We start from the raw sequence: 15,195 nt of genomic DNA on the forward strand, positions 1-15,195 counted from the left end.
CTTCCAAGTAAGCCCTCTCCCATCGAAGAGGGCCGTCATCCTTAGTATCCCGCCGTTAAATCATCCACGGAACGCGGGTCAGAAGCACCATACAGTGCGCCATCCGGTCCAACCATAATGCTCTGCGTGCTGCCCATCGCCTCTTTCAGCGCTACTTTCTGTCCTTTTTGCTCCAGCAGCTTGATTGTATCCGGGCTGAAGCCCTTCTCGATGCGCAGTTCATCCGGCAACCATTGATGATGGAAGCGCGGTGCGTTGGTCGCTTCGGCGACGTTCATCCCGAAATCAATGCTGTTGACCACCATTTGCAGTACGGTAGTGATGATTCGGCTTCCACCTGGGCTGCCGGTCACCAGCCAGGTTTTCCCGTCTTTTACCACGATAGTCGGCGACATCGATGACAGCGGACGCTTCTTCGGCCCAACCGCGTTAGCATCACCGCCCACCAGTCCATAAACGTTCGGCACGCCCGGCTTAGCGGAGAAGTCGTCCATTTCATTATTCAGCAGAATACCGGTGTTACCCGCCACGATGCCGGTCCCGAAGGTGGTATTCAGGGTATACGTTACCGCCACGGCATTGCCGTCTTTATCCACTACCGAGAAGTGCGTAGTCTGGTTGCTTTCATACGGGGCGAGCTTGCCAGGTTTGATCTGGCTGGAAGGCTTAGCCTTGTTGATATCAATCTGATCGGCAAGCGTTTTAGCATAGGCTTTGTTGGTCAGCGCTTGCCACGGCACTTTCACAAAATCCGGGTCGCCCAGATATTCTGAACGGTCGGCGTAAGCATATTTCTCCGCTTCAGCCATAACCTGCATGGCGTCTGCGCTGCCAAATCCGTACTTCTTCATATCGAAGTTTTCGAGAATATTGAGGATCTGCACGATGTGAATACCGCCAGAGGACGGCGGCGGCATGGAGAAGACCTGATACCCGCGATAGTCACCGCTGATCGGCGTGCGCTCCACGGCTTTATAGCTGGCTAAATCCTCTTTGGTCATCAGCCCGCCGTTCTTCTGCATTTCCCCGGCTATCTGATCGGCAATAGCCCCTTTATAAAACGCATCCGGGCCATTCTCGGCAATCATTTCCAGGCTTTTCGCCAGATTCTTTTGCACCAGCTTGTCGCCCTTTTTCAGCGGCTCGCCGTCCTTCCAGAAAATGGCTTTGCTGTTCTCGTGATTAGGGAGCACTTCGCTGCCATAGGTTTTCAGATCGTCGGCCAGCGCGTCATTAACCACAAAGCCCTCTTCCGCCAGCTTCATCGCCGGGCGCACCACTTTGTTCAGCGGCATCGTGCCGTATTTCTCCAGCGCCAGCGAGAAACCCGCCACGGTACCCGGCGTACCGGATGCCAGATGCGACGTCAGCGACTTTTTCGCATCGGCGTTGCCCTGCTCATCGAGGAACATGTCACGGGTCGCGCCAGCAGGCGCCATTTCACGAAAATCGATCGCGGTGGTGTTACCGTCTTTGGTACGCAGTAGCATAAAACCACCGCCGCCCAGATTGCCCGCCTGGGGATGCGTCACCGCCAGCGCATAGCCAACGGCCACGGCGGCATCGACGGCATTCCCACCCTGTTTAAGAATGTCCACACCAACCTGGGTAGCTAAAGCATCCACAGAGGCCACCATCCCATGCTTAGCACGTACGGGATGGAACACATCTTCCTCGACTCCGTAAGATACCGGCGGTGGCGCAGCCGGCGCGGCAGCAACGCTAAAACAACTTCCTGAGAGCAGAGCAGCAATGGCTACCCGGCGTAAAAACGTCGGTTTTATCATCGTTATTCTCCAGATGTATGGGGGTCTGCCCCCACTAAGCCTGGTGCATAACTCTGAAATAATCATCGTAACGGCGAGAAAGGAGTAAACTTAAGAGATCCCCGAGAGGAGAAAAGCGATGAAACGACTCTTACTTTTAGCCATGCTGTTGCCGTTTGCAGGCTTTACACAGCCCATCAACACCATGAATAACCCGAACCAACCCGGTTATCAGATCCCGAGTCAGCAGCGTATGCAAACCCAAATGCAAACGCAGCAAATTCAGCAGAAAGGGATGCTCAACCAACAGTTGCAAACGCAGACGCGTATGCAGCAACAGCATATGGAAAACCAAATTAACACCAACTCCCAGCGGGTCCTTCAGTCTCAGCCAGGCGAGTTGAATCCCAGCCAGCAACAAATGCTGCCCAACAGCAACGGTGGGATGTTGAGTGGAACCCGTAACCCGGACAGCTCTCTGAATAAGCAACATATGCTGTCAGAGAAAAAGAACGGCGACATGCTGAAGCCCTCCAGCACGCCGCAGCCTAACGTTCCGTTAAAAACGATTGGGCCTTAAAAAGGTTGGAAATCCGGACCAATCGTATCAATGGCATCGGTACAGATGCAGTCCACGCCCCAGCGCAGCAGTTCCGCCGCGCGCTGGGGTCGGTTGACGGTATATACCAGAATACGTAGCCCCGCATCACGCAGCGCATCCACACGCGCTTCATCCAGCAGTTTGTGATTAAGATGAATAGAGACGCAGCCAAGCCGCGTGGTCAGCTCGCGCCAGTCCTCGCGCCATTCATCAAGCAGCAAGCCTCTCGGCAGTTCAGGTACCGCCTGCTGCGCCGCTTCAAGTGCATCAATTTCAAAGGATGACAATAGTGGCGGCGTCATTCCCGCCCACAGTTCCCGCGCGGCCAGCGCCACGACTTTGCCGGTTAACGTTCCGGTACCGGTTGTGGGTTTAATTTCAATATTCGCCATCATACCGTGCTGACGGCAGCGCTCGGCCACTTGCGAGAGCAGCGGCAGCGGTTCACCTTTAAACTCACCGCTAAACCAGCCGCCGGCGTCCACGCGCAATAAATCCTGCCAGTTCAGCTCGCCTGCCACGCCCCAGCCGTTGCTGGTTCGCTCCAGGTTGTCATCATGCAGTAAGAAGATCTCACCGTCTTTCGACAATTTAGCGTCAAACTCGATCATGGTATGCCCGTATCGCGCCCCCACGTCGATCGCCGCCAGGGTGTTTTCCGGGGCCAGCTTACCGCCGCCACGATGGGCGACAATATGGGGGTAAGGCCAGTTACTCATACGCGTTGTCCTGTTTCGCCATCAAAAAGATGCAGATGATTTTCCGGCAGATGCAGCCACAGCGTGCTGCCTGCCGTTGGGCGATGCTGATGCGCCAGTCGCACCACCAGCTTTTGCTCGCCCCAGCGTCCGTGTGCCAGGTTATCTGCGCCCAGCATTTCCAGTGTATCAACAACCAACGGCACGCCGCCTTCGGCCTGCGAGCTTAGCGCAATATGCTCTGGGCGGATACCCAATGTCATGTTACGCCCAATAGACTCTCTCGCGCTTCTGCCGATGGGTAGCGTCATGCCCCCCTCCAGTTCAAAATGGGTGCCCGAGGTACTGATGCGCCCGTCCAGCAGGTTCATTGCCGGGCTGCCGATAAAACTCGCCACAAAGCGGCTGGCAGGTTTTTCATACACCTCAACCGGCGTACCTACCTGCTCGGCAATGCCTTTGTTCATCACCATCACCCGTTGGGCGAGGGTCATCGCTTCAACCTGGTCGTGCGTCACGTATAGCGAAGTGGTTTTCAGGCGGCGATGCAGATGTTGTAACTCCAGACGCATCTGTACGCGCAGCTTGGCATCGAGGTTAGAAAGCGGCTCATCGAACAGGAATACCGCTGGGTCGCGCACAATAGCTCGCCCCATCGCTACGCGCTGGCGCTGACCGCCAGAAAGTTCGCGCGGACGACGTTTGAGCAGCTCACCCAGCTCGAGAATACGCGCCGCCTCATTTACCCGTTCAGCAATGTGCTCCTTGCCCATCCCGCGGATTTTCAGCCCCCAGGCCATGTTTTCTTCCACGCTCATATGCGGGTAGAGCGCGTAGTTTTGAAAGACCATCGCAATGCCGCGATCCTTCGGCTCCATCTCGGTGACGCGTTTATTATCAATCCAGATATCGCCACCGCTCACCCGCTCCAGCCCAGCCACCATCCGCAGCAGCGTAGACTTTCCGCAGCCGGATGGGCCAACCATCACGATAAATTCCCCGTCCGCGACGTCCAGCGTCAGCGGTTTAATCACCTGGGTTTTGCCGTCCCAGCTTTTGGTTACTGCCTGTAGTTTTAAACCAGCCATTTTTATTTCTCACTATCGACCAGACCGCGTACGAAGGCACGCTGCATGGCTAACACGATGATTACCGGGGGGATGAGCGTCAGCAGCATGGCAGCCATTACCTGGTTCCACTGCGTGGTGCCTTCACCGGTGGCGATCATGCCTTTGATACCCGCCACCGCAGTGCCCAAATTGACGTCGGTAATAATTAACAACGGCCACAAATACTGGTTCCAGCCGTAGATAAAGGTGATAACGAACAGCGCCGCCAGATTGGTTTTTGACAGTGGTAGTACGATATCGCGGAAAAAACGCATCGGTGACGCACCGTCAATTCGCGCGGCCTCAACCAGCTCATCCGGCAGGGTCATAAAGAACTGTCGGAACAGGAAGGTCGCAGTAGCCGATGCCATCAACGGCAGCGTCAGACCCGCATAGCTGTCGAGCATTTTCAGGTTGGCGATAACCTCCACGGTGGGGAAGATTCGCACCTCAACCGGCAGCATCAGGGTGATAAAAATCATCCAGAAGAACAGGTTGCGCAGCGGAAAACGGAACCAGACGATGGCGAATGCGGAGAGCATGGAGACGGTGATTTTCCCTACCGTAATACTGAACGCCATGATGAAACTGTTAAGCATCATCAACCAGAACGGCGCGCTGTTGACGCCCACACCGTTGACCCAGATGTATTTCATGTTCTCCAGCAACTGCGTGCCGGGAACCAGCGTCATCGGCGTTTCAAACACCGCTTTGTTGTCCAGCGTCGCCGCGACAAACGCGACGTACAGCGGAAACAGGATCACCATGATCCCCATAATCAACATGGCATGGCTGAATATTGTCAGCCCACGACGGTTCTCAATCATTGGTAACGCACCTTACTTTCCACATAGCGGAACTGCACCACCGTCAAAATAATGACCAGGAACATCAGCACCACCGATTGTGCGGCGGAAGAAGCCAGATCCAACCCGACAAACCCTTCACGGTAGATCTTATAAATCAGCGTGGTCGTCGCCTGCACCGGCCCACCCGCCGTGGCGGCATCAATAACCGGGAAGGTATCAAAGAAGGCATAAACCAGATTCACCACCAGCAGAAAGAAGCTGACCGGGGCTATCAACGGCAGCGCCAGCTTAAAGAAGCGGCGAACCGGCCCTGCGCCATCAATCGCAGCAGCTTCGATCAGCGATCGCGGGATAGACTGCAGTGCGGCAAAGAAGAACAGGAAGTTGTAACTAATCTGCTTCCAGACCGATGCAAACACCACCAGGAACATCGCCTGACCGCTGTTTTGCGCATGGTTCCAGTCATAGCCAAACTCACCGAGAAAATGGGTAATCAGCCCACGTCCTGGGTTAAACAGGAAGATCCACAATACGGCGGCGACGGCGGGCGCAACGGCATAAGGCAACAACATCAGCGTCTGGTAAAAACGGCTGCCGCGCAACACGTAATTCACCAGCGCCGCAAAAAATAACGACACCAGCAGACCGCTTACCGTGACTAACGTACTGAACTTAATGGTGGTCCAGAATGAGTCGAGGTAGTACGGGTCATGAAACAGCGCGACAAAGTTTTCCAGTCCGACAAACTGGCTGGAAAGACCAAACGGATCAACGGATTGTAGCGAGTACCACAGCGCTTCACCGGCGGGCCAGATAAAGAAAATAACGGTGATAACCAGCTGCGGAGCTACCAACAAATAGGGAAGCCAACGCGAGCGGAATACCGGACGGGATGAAGACATGTAGGTTCTTTTCCTGGAAGGTGCCGGATGGCGGTGCAAGCACCTTATCCGGCCTACAAACTACAAACTTGTAGGCCTGATAAGCACAGCGCCATCAGGCACTTATACACTTAAGACTTGGTCGATTGCTCAAAGCGGCGCAGTAACTGATTGCCACGCTCAACGGCGGCATCCAGTGCCTGCTGCGGGGTTTTCTTCCCGGTCCAGACGCTTTCCAGCTCTTCATCCACAATGGTGCGGATCTGCGGCATATTGCCCAAACGCAGCCCTTTGGTGAACGGCAACGGCGGCTTGTTCAGCATCTGGCGGGTGGCGATATCAGCCCCAGGGTTCTTCTCATAGAAGCCCTGCTCACGGGTCAGGTCGTAGGCAGCGGTGGTGATCGGCAGATAGCCGGTCTTCTGGTGCCATTCGGCAGCAATTTCAGGCTTCGCCAGGAAGTTGAGGAACTGCGCCACGCCTTCGTAGGTTGCTTTGTCTTTACCCTGCATCACCCACAGGCTGGCCCCACCGATAATCGCATTCTGCGGCGCTCCCTTCACATCGGCATCGTACGGCATCATCCCGACGCCATAATTGAATTTAGCGTAGTGGCGGATGTCAGCCAGAGAACCGGAAGAGGCGGTGGTAATGGCACAATCCCCGTTGTAGAACTTCTCAGTGGATTCGTCCTTACGCCCGAAGTAGCTGAAATCACCTTTTTTGTTCAGCTCTTCCAGCAGAGCGATGTGTTTCACCTGTTCCGGTTTATTGAACTCCAGCACCGCGTCGGTACCGTCAAAGCCATTGTTTTTGGTTGCTACCGGCAGACCGTTCCAGGCGCTGAAGTTTTCAATCTGAATCCATCCCTGCCAGCCGCTGGCGTAACCGCACTTCATACCTGCGGCTTTCAGCTTCGCGGTATATTCCGCCAGATCCTGCCAGGTTTTCGGCGGCTGCTCCGGGTCTAAACCGGCTTTTTTGAAGGCATCTTTGTTGTAGTACAGCACCGGAGTGGAGCTGTTAAACGGCTGGGAGAGCAAGTGTCCGCTTTTAGAGTCGGTGTAGTAACCGGAAACCGTCGGTACGAACTGAGACTCATCGAAGTTAATGCCAGCCTCTTTGAATACTTCATAGACCGGTTTAATGGCTTTTGAGGCCATCATGGTTGCCGTACCCACTTCATAAACCTGCAGCAGCGCAGGCGCGTTTCCGGTACGGAAAGCAGCAATTCCTGCACTCAGGCTCTGCTCGTAGTTGCCTTTGTACTGCGGAACAATTTTGTAGTCGGGATTGGCTGCATTAAAACGTTGCGCCAGTGAATCAACTTCTTTACCCAGTTCGCCTTCCATTGAGTGCCAGAACGGGATAGTGGTGACCGCCAGTGCCTGACCTGCAAATGCCAGGCTAAGTGCCAGTCCTAAAGCTGTATGTCGTAACGATATCATCGGTTATCTCTCTTGTTGTGCCGGATGCGCGATATCACGCGTTTTATGCTCGCGGGGGTAACATGACATGCTCGAATGACAGAAAAATAACTTTTTTATTACAAAAAAAAGATAGTAAGGCGACAAACAGATGGCAAGGCGGTGAAAGCGTAGTGACAGGAAAATGCGGGGTGGTGCACAACAAAGCCGGATATCGCTATACCTTCTCCGGCCTGGATGGCGTGATCGGCTGCTCCAGCAAGGAAGATTAATCCCGACGCCAGCGTCGCTCATATTCATTCTGTAAACGCTGCTGCTCTCGCCGCTCACGTTCACGTTGGATATCCGATTTATCATCATCCCAGCCTGGGCATACCGAGCTGGTAAACACTTCGCAGGGCGAGTCGGATTGCGCTAACGGGTTGTCCGGTTTCTCTTCCCAGATAGCGGGATCGCGCGGGTCAAACGCTGGCGGTGTTGAGGCCTGGGTGGTTAGTGAAAGCGTCAAAAACAAACTGCCAATCATCATGCAAGTACCTGAACGAATCATCCTTTCTCCATGTTCATTTTTATTATTGATAACTATTCTCAATAATAACATAGAGCAATAAAAAGGGGCCACAGCGGGCCCCTTGTCTATTCAGAGAATGATTAACCGCCCAGATACGCGCTACGCACCGCTTCGTTAGCCAGTAACGCATCACCGGTGTCTTCCAGCACCACATGACCGTTTTCCAGCACGTAGCCGCGATCGGCGAGCTTCAGCGCCTGGTTAGCGTTCTGTTCGACGAGGAAGATGGTCATCCCCTGCTCGCGCAGCTGTTCGATGGTGTTAAAAATCTGCTGGATGATAATCGGCGCCAGACCCAGCGACGGTTCATCAAGCAGCAGCAGCCTCGGCTGGCTCATCAGTGCACGGCCTATCGCCAGCATCTGCTGTTCACCGCCGGACATCGTTCCCGCACGTTGAATACGACGCTCATGCAGACGGGGAAACAGGTCATACACCCATTTGATGCGTTCCTGAAACTGGTCCTTTTCGGCAAAGAAGCCGCCCATCGCCAGGTTCTCTTCCACCGTCATGCGGGAAAACACGCGACGCCCTTCCGGCACAATCGCTACCGCTTCGCGCATGATTTTCGCCGTCTGCCAATCGGTAATGTCTTTACCATCAAAGACGATTCGCCCACTGGTCGCTCGCGGGTCGCCACACAATGTGCCGAGCAGCGTGGTTTTTCCCGCGCCGTTAGCACCAATCAGAGTAACGATTTCACCCTGGTTGATATACAAGCTGACGTCGTGCAGCGCCTGTATCTTGCCGTAGTGGGCGTTGACTTTGTCGAACGATAACATCGCCTTATCCATATTAATCCTCGCCCCCATTATGCTTCACCTAAATAGGCGCGGATAACATCCGGGTTATTACGAATCTGTTCCGGCGTCCCATTTGCCAGCGGCGTGCCCTGGTTCACCACGTAAATACGGTCAGAAATCCCCATCACCAGCTTCATGTCGTGCTCAATCAACAAAATGGTGGTGTTGTGATGGTTACGCAGTTCAGCAATCAGCTCGTCCAGCTCTTTGGTCTCTTTCGGGTTGAGTCCAGCAGCGGGTTCGTCGAGCATCAGGATTTCCGGCTGGGTCACCATGCAGCGGGCTATTTCCAGACGACGCTGGTCGCCATAGGCCAGGTTACTGGCCTGACGGTTGGCATGCTCCAGCAAGCCAATACGCGCAAGCCAGGTGGCCGCGCGATCCAACGCTTCACTCTGCGCGCGACGGAACGACGGGGTTTTCAACAGGCCGGAGAAGACGCCGGTTTTCAGTTGCTGATGTTGCGCCACCAGCAGGTTTTCAATCACCGTCATTTCGCGAAACAGACGCACGTGCTGAAAAGTACGCACCACGCCCATACGCGCGATTTGCTGACCCGGCAGCCCTTCCAGGTGCTGGTCGCGCAGCTTAATCGTCCCGCCGGTCGGCTTATAAAAACCGGTCAGACAGTTAAAGACCGTGGTTTTCCCCGCACCGTTCGGGCCGATTAACGAGACAATCTCCTGCGGTCGCAGTTCCAGTTCAACGTTGTTTACCGCCAGCAGACCGCCGAAGCGCATCATCAGGCCGTTAACGGATAATAATGGCTGACTCATGCCTGCTCTCCTTTTGCTTCCCCGTTTTTCAGCTTCAACTGTGGACGGGTCATCGGCAACAAGCCCTGCGGACGCCAGATCATCATCAGTACCATTAAACCACCCAGCATTAACATGCTGTATTCGTTGAAATCACGCATCAGCTCGCGTGACACCACCAGCAGGATAGCTGCGAGGATCACCGCAAACTGTGAGCCCATTCCGCCCAGTACCACAATCGCCAGCACAAAGGCCGACTCGGCAAAGGTGAAGGATTCCGGGCTGACGAAGCCCTGGCGCGCGGCAAACAGCGTACCGGCAAAACCGGCAAACGCGGCGCTGATGGTAAAGGCTGTCAGCTTAATGCGCGTAGGGTTTAAGCCCAGCGAGCGACAGGCAATTTCATCTTCACGCAGCGCTTCCCACGCACGACCCAGCGGCATACGCAGCAAACGGTTAATAACAAACAGCGAGAAGACCACCAGCAGCAGCGCCACCAGATAGAGGAAAATGACGCGGTCAGACGGATCGTACTTGACGTTAAAGAAGTTGCTGAAGGTATCCCAACCGCCTTCACGGGCGGTACGGCTGAACTCCAGACCGAAAAAGGTCGGTTTCGGGATCTGGCTAATACCGTTTGGACCGCCGGTTACTTCAGTGTTGTTGAGCAGCAGGATGCGGACGATTTCGCCGAAGCCTAAGGTCACAATCGCCAGATAATCACCGCGCAGGCGCAGTACCGGGAAGCCAAGCAGGAAGCCCGCAGCAGCGGAAACCAGTCCCGCCAGCGGCAGACAGGTCCAGAAGCCGAGTCCGTAATAGTGGTTCAGCAGCGCGAAGGTGTAAGCGCCGATGGCATAGAAGCCGCCGTAGCCCAGCACCAGCAGGCCCGAAAGCCCTACCACCACGTTTAAGCCGAGGCCGAGGATGATATAAATCATCGTCAGCGTGGCGATATCCACCGTACCGCGTGACACCATAAACGGCCACGCCACGGCAATCACCAGCAGCGCCACCAGGAACAGCTTCTGTTTAACGGTGGAGCCGTCAATCGCCGGCAGAATAAATTTCGGTCCGGAGACGCTCTTCAGGCCTTTCTGGAAGGCTGGACGCAGCAGTTGGAAAAGAAAGACCACGCCAGTGCCGATAAACACCCACTGCCAGCGGATATCCGCAGCGGTATCGACCACCAGCTTGGTACCGTCCAGCTCTAACTGAACGCCCATAAAAACGCCCGCCAGGACGAAGAACATAGCGGCAGAGAGCAGCGCCATTGCAAAATGCATCGGTTTCATACTTTCTCTACCTCCGGGCGACCCAGAATACCGGTCGGCATCACCAGCAGCACCAGAATCAGCAGCGCGAATGAAACGACGTCTTTGTATTCGGTACTCAGATAAGCAGAGGAGAGCGCTTCCGCAACGCCCAGAATCAGGCCGCCGATCATCGCCCCTGGAATGCTGCCGATGCCGCCCAGTACCGCCGCGGTAAAGGCCTTCATCCCGGCCATAAAGCCGATGTATGGGTTAATTACGCCATAGAACTGACCGAGCAGCACACCCGCTACCGCCGCCATTGCCGCACCAATCACAAAGGTCAACGCAATCACGCGATCGGTGTTAATGCCGAGCAGGCTGGCCATCTTCAGGTCTTCGGCACAGGCACGGCAGGCGCGGCCCATACGGGAGTAACGGATAAACAGCGTCAGCGCCAGCATCGCCAGGAAGGTTACGATCCAGATAACCAACTGCATGGTGGTGATGGAAGCAGAGAAGTTATCGCTACTGCCGACAGTCCACTGGCCATTAAACAGGCTGGGCAGCGCCACGTCGCGCGAACCTTCCGTCAGGCTGACGTAGTTTTGCAGGAAGATAGACATCCCGATAGCGGAAATCAGCGCGATCAGGCGCTTGGAGCTGCGCACGGGCCGATACGCCACGCGTTCAATGCTCCAGCCGTAGGCGCTGGCAATGACAATCGCGCCGACGAAGCCCGCCGCGACCAGTAGCCAGCTGGAATCAATGCCCATCATCATTAGCGCTGCGATGATCATAAAGGAGACATAGCTGCCGATCATATACACCTCGCCGTGGGCGAAGTTGATCATGCCGATAATGCCGTACACCATCGTGTAACCGATGGCGATCAGCGCGTAGGTGCTTCCCAGCGTGACGCCGTTAAACATCTGCTGCAAGAAATAGAGGAACTGCTCGGACATAAGGTAACCTTTTTAAACCCGCCCGTTTTGCACGGGCGGTGGGATAACTCGTCTTCAGGTATTACTTCGCGACGGTCGAAGAACCGTCTGCATGCCACTGGAAGACACCAAACTCAAATCCCTTCAAATCGCCTTTTTCGTCCCATTTCAGCGGCCCAATCACGGTATCAGCCCCGTGTGCTTTCAGATCTTTCACCAGGTCCAGCGGCTCTTTACTACCGCTGCGATCCATTGCTGTCGCCAATGACTGGACGGCTGCATAAGTGATCCACACGTATGGTCCGGTTGGATCTTTCTTGTCAGCTTTGAGCGCATCGACGATAGCCTTATTCGCCGGATCCTGGTCATAGCGTTTTGGCATGGTTACCAGCATGCCTTCAGCAGCATCACCGGCGATGTTAGACAGCGACGCATTGCCGACGCCCTCAGGTCCCATAAACTGGGTTTTCAGCCCGACGGAACGCGCCTGGCGCAGCATTTGCCCCATTTCCGGGTAGTAGCCGCCGTAATAAACAAAGTCGATATTTTCTTTTTTCAGGCGAGCGATCAGCGCAGAAAAATCTTTTTCCCCGGCGGTGATACCGTCAAAGAAAACGATGTTGGCTTTGCCCGCTTTCAGGCTGTCCTGCACCGAACGCGCCAGACCTTCACCGTATTGCTGTTTATCGTGAATGATGGCGATACGCTGTGGCTTCACCTTCTCCAGAATGTATTTCGCGGCGGTCGGCCCCTGAGAGGAGTCCAGGCCCGCTGTACGCATAATGTGAGCGTAACCGCGCTGGGTCAGTTCCGGGTTTGTGGCACCCGGAGAAATCATCAGAATGCCTTCATCTTCATAGATATCTGATGCCGGTTGCGTGGAGGATGAGCACAGATGCCCAATAACGTACTGAATGCCGTCATTGACGATTTTGTTCGCTACCGCAACGGCCTGTTTCGGATCGCAGGCGTCGTCATATTCCACTGCAACCAGTTTGTCGCCTTTGACCCCGCCTTTGGCATTGATATCTTTAATGGCCTGACGTGCGCCATTAAATTCCATATCGCCCCACTGCGCGACCGGACCTGACATCGCGCCGACAACAGCGACCTTGATATCTTCCGCCATGACCGCGTGTGACATTGCCAGTGCTATCACCCCTGCGATGATTGTTTTCGCATTCCGTTTCATTACCTGAATCCCCATTCGTGACGTAATTAATATTTTGTATTTATGTGGTTAAAAAGCAGTCTGTGCTTTTTTTGAACTGCACTATTTTTACCAGTCTCATTAATGGTTTAGCGCAGTTTTTTAAGCAAAATCAGGCTAAAATCTCTATTTTTCAGTCGATTAAGAAAAGATAATATTCTGCTTTTCACTATAGATAAACAAAAAAAAGCACGTTTGTCAGCATAAAATAACGGCACAAAGAGCCGAATAAAATGCTGCATTCCAGGGTATTATTCTGCCTGTTTTTCAATCTCTACGGTTTCAAACTGTCATTACCGTTGTTACAAAATTATTAATCTGGTTATTCACATAAAAAAGAGAAAGCATCCGGGCGAATTATTTCGGTACACTCATTCCATCTTTTGTGATTTGGACATGCTGTTAATGAAGCTGACCATCGTTCGTTTAGATAACTTTAGCGACCAGGACCAGATTGATCTGGGCAAAATCTGGCCGGAATATTCCGCCTCATCGTTAAGCGTAGATGAAACGCACCGGATCTACGCCGCACGCTTTAACGAGCGTCTGTTAGGCGCAGTTCGCGTAACCCTGAGCGGCACGCAAGGTGCATTAGATTCATTGCGCGTACGCGATATCACCCGCCGTCGCGGCGTCGGGCAGTATTTGATCGAAGAAGTCATCCGGGAAAACCCTGACGTGAGTTCATGGTGGATGGCCGACGTCGGCGTTGAAGACCGCAGCGTGATGGCCGCGTTTATGCAGGCGTTAGGGTTTACAGCCCAGGAGAATGGCTGGGAAAAAAGATAAAAAAGCCGGATGGCGCTGACGCTTATCCGGCCTACATGCTGGGAGCAAAAAATAAAAAACCATCTCGCAATTTTCCAAGAATTTCACGTTGCAGGAAGGCTGCAAGTTTTGAAGTCCCCGGGAGCTTACATAAGTAAGTGACCGGGGTTGAATAACGTAGCCAACGCATCTGCAGCGCGAAAGGCGCCAGGAAAATTATTTGGCGTCGGTCGCCGTCCCGTTTGCATGCCAGTCAAACACGCCGAATTCGAAGCCTTTCAGATCGCCCTTCGCATCCCATGACAGCGGCCCCATTACGGTTTCCACTGAGTTTGCTTTCAGGTATTTGGCAATTTCAGCCGGATCGTCAGACTGGTTCAGACCGGCCTGCAAGGATTGCAGCGCGGCGTAAGTGGTCCATACGAATGCACCGCTCGGATCCTGTTTCTTGGCTTTGATCGCGTCCACAATCGGTTTGTTCGCCGGAACCTGATCGTAGTTCTTCGGTTTCGTTACCAGTAAGCCTTCTGCAGACTCACCCGCGATGTTAGACAGCGACACGTTCGCTACCCCTTCTGGTCCCATAAACTGGGTTTTCAGACCTGCGGCACGAGACTGACGCAGGATCTGCCCCATTTCCGGGTGATAACCACCGTAGTAAACGAAATCGATATTCTCTTTCTTCAGACGCGCCACCAGCGTAGAGAAATCTTTCTCGCCAGCGGTGATCCCGTCGAAGAACACCACGTCAGCGTTGGCTTTCTTGAGGTTGTCCTGCACGGAACGCGCCAGGCCTTCACCGTACTGTTGTTTGTCGTGAACGATCGCAATGCGCTTCGGCTTCACTTTTTCAACGATATATTTGGCAGCGGTTGGTCCCTGATCGGAATCCAGACCGGTGGTACGCATCACCAGGTTATAACCGCGCGCGGTCAGCTCCGGCGCCGTTGCCGCTGGGGTGATCATCAGAATGCCTTCGTCTTCATAGATATCTGACGCAGGCTGAGTGGAAGACGAGCACAGGTGGCCGATAACATATTTAATCCCGTCGTTGACCACTTTGTTAGCTACCGCTACCGCTTGTTTCGGGTCACAGGCATCGTCATATTTCACCATGACCAGTTTGTCGCCTTTCACGCCGCCTTTGGCGTTGATATCTGCAATCGCCTGCTCTGCGCCAGTAAATTCCTGATCGCCATACTGCGCTACCGGACCGGACATCGCACCGACGACGGCAACTTTAATATCCTTAGCAAACGCCATATTGCTCAAAGACAGGGCGATACATCCTGCCAATAACGCTTTACCCTTCATATTCATCCTGACAATCCCCATTATTGTGGTTATTACGTGTGTTGTGATGTTGTTGTTCAGCACTTTATTTCGATTATTGGATAGCCACCCGTGCTTTAGCAGCATACTCTGCTAAAACATACCCGATTTTTATTATTTTGGAATAGCTAAATTTACATCCAGATAACAAATTCGTATCTGGGGAGGGGAGGAAAGGTCGTAGGCCCGATAAGCAAAGCGCCATCGGGCAAAGGTGTTGCCGGATGGCAGCGTAAACGCCTTATCCGGCCTTGTATTATCCTCTCTG

At 53.9% G+C, this 15,195-nt stretch carries 15 protein-coding genes and 1 pseudogene; 3 read left to right on the plus strand and 13 right to left on the minus strand.

The features are described from left to right. Window positions 1-41: 41 nt before the first annotated feature. A complete protein-coding gene (gene ggt, locus OGX83_RS13370; RefSeq protein ID WP_048215387.1) occupies window positions 42-1,787 on the minus strand; it encodes a gamma-glutamyltransferase in 1,746 nt (581 codons plus the stop codon). A 118-nt stretch (window positions 1,788-1,905) separates the two neighbouring features. On the opposite strand from ggt, the gene OGX83_RS13375 reads away from it, so the two are divergent. Continuing rightward, a complete protein-coding gene (locus OGX83_RS13375) occupies window positions 1,906-2,346 on the plus strand; it encodes a DUF2756 family protein (protein WP_032945243.1) in 441 nt (146 codons plus the stop codon). Here the strand turns inward: OGX83_RS13375 and ugpQ are convergent. From ugpQ to livK, 11 genes are all read right to left on the minus strand, one after another. Beyond that, window positions 2,343-3,086: a glycerophosphodiester phosphodiesterase gene (ugpQ, locus tag OGX83_RS13380; protein WP_003827589.1), complete on the minus strand. Its 744-nt coding sequence runs from the start codon at window positions 3,084-3,086 to the stop codon at window positions 2,343-2,345. The two genes, OGX83_RS13375 and ugpQ, sit on opposite strands and share 4 nt — an antisense overlap. Beyond that, on the minus strand, window positions 3,083-4,153 hold the full coding sequence (locus OGX83_RS13385) for a sn-glycerol-3-phosphate import ATP-binding protein UgpC (protein ID WP_126956405.1): 1,071 nt from the start codon (window positions 4,151-4,153) through the stop codon (window positions 3,083-3,085). Before OGX83_RS13385 ends, ugpQ begins: the two co-directional genes overlap by 4 nt. Window positions 4,154-4,155: 2 nt before the next feature. After that, entirely contained in the window at window positions 4,156-5,001 is an 846-nt protein-coding gene (gene ugpE, locus OGX83_RS13390) for a sn-glycerol-3-phosphate ABC transporter permease UgpE (protein WP_003023450.1), read from the minus strand. Beyond that, entirely contained in the window at window positions 4,998-5,885 is an 888-nt protein-coding gene (ugpA, locus tag OGX83_RS13395) for a sn-glycerol-3-phosphate ABC transporter permease UgpA (protein ID WP_191226699.1), read from the minus strand. The genes ugpE and ugpA overlap by 4 nt, the downstream gene beginning before the upstream one ends. 110 nt (window positions 5,886-5,995) lie before the next feature. After that, window positions 5,996-7,312 (minus strand): sn-glycerol-3-phosphate ABC transporter substrate-binding protein UgpB, encoded by a 1,317-nt coding sequence (ugpB, locus tag OGX83_RS13400; protein ID WP_003827583.1) that lies wholly within the window; start codon window positions 7,310-7,312, stop codon window positions 5,996-5,998. A gap of 247 nt (window positions 7,313-7,559) precedes the next feature. Beyond that, window positions 7,560-7,841, minus strand: a complete 282-nt coding sequence (locus tag OGX83_RS13405; protein ID WP_003827582.1) for a hypothetical protein — start codon at window positions 7,839-7,841, stop codon at window positions 7,560-7,562. A 101-nt stretch (window positions 7,842-7,942) separates the two neighbouring features. Beyond that, window positions 7,943-8,656 (minus strand): high-affinity branched-chain amino acid ABC transporter ATP-binding protein LivF, encoded by a 714-nt coding sequence (livF, locus tag OGX83_RS13410; protein ID WP_003827581.1) that lies wholly within the window; start codon window positions 8,654-8,656, stop codon window positions 7,943-7,945. Between the two features lie 17 nt (window positions 8,657-8,673). Beyond that, complete coding sequence (livG, locus tag OGX83_RS13415; RefSeq protein WP_003827578.1) at window positions 8,674-9,441, minus strand: high-affinity branched-chain amino acid ABC transporter ATP-binding protein LivG; 768 nt, start codon at window positions 9,439-9,441, stop codon at window positions 8,674-8,676. Then, window positions 9,438-10,715, minus strand: a complete 1,278-nt coding sequence (gene livM / locus OGX83_RS13420; protein ID WP_048215381.1) for a branched chain amino acid ABC transporter permease LivM — start codon at window positions 10,713-10,715, stop codon at window positions 9,438-9,440. The genes livG and livM overlap by 4 nt, the downstream gene beginning before the upstream one ends. Continuing rightward, entirely contained in the window at window positions 10,712-11,638 is a 927-nt protein-coding gene (gene livH / locus OGX83_RS13425) for a high-affinity branched-chain amino acid ABC transporter permease LivH (RefSeq protein WP_003827575.1), read from the minus strand. Before livH ends, livM begins: the two co-directional genes overlap by 4 nt. Window positions 11,639-11,699: 61 nt before the next feature. Beyond that, window positions 11,700-12,809, minus strand: a complete 1,110-nt coding sequence (gene livK / locus OGX83_RS13430; RefSeq protein WP_003023433.1) for a high-affinity branched-chain amino acid ABC transporter substrate-binding protein LivK — start codon at window positions 12,807-12,809, stop codon at window positions 11,700-11,702. Window positions 12,810-13,232: 423 nt separating this feature from the next. On the opposite strand from livK, the gene panM reads away from it, so the two are divergent. Both panM and OGX83_RS22880 read left to right on the plus strand, forming a co-directional pair. Continuing rightward, window positions 13,233-13,616, plus strand: a complete 384-nt coding sequence (panM, locus tag OGX83_RS13435; RefSeq protein ID WP_003827573.1) for an aspartate 1-decarboxylase autocleavage activator PanM — start codon at window positions 13,233-13,235, stop codon at window positions 13,614-13,616. Continuing rightward, a pseudogene (locus OGX83_RS22880) lies at window positions 13,601-13,728 on the plus strand (hypothetical protein). The gene panM and the pseudogene OGX83_RS22880 overlap by 16 nt, the downstream one beginning before the upstream one ends. Window positions 13,729-13,811: 83 nt before the next feature. On the opposite strand, the gene OGX83_RS13440 reads toward OGX83_RS22880, so the two are convergent. Then, entirely contained in the window at window positions 13,812-14,915 is a 1,104-nt protein-coding gene (locus OGX83_RS13440) for a branched-chain amino acid ABC transporter substrate-binding protein (RefSeq protein WP_139157946.1), read from the minus strand. Window positions 14,916-15,195: the final 280 nt, after the last annotated feature.

The organism is Citrobacter sp. Cpo074, from assembly GCF_030332745.1.
Taxonomy (GTDB): domain Bacteria; phylum Pseudomonadota; class Gammaproteobacteria; order Enterobacterales; family Enterobacteriaceae; genus Citrobacter; species Citrobacter portucalensis.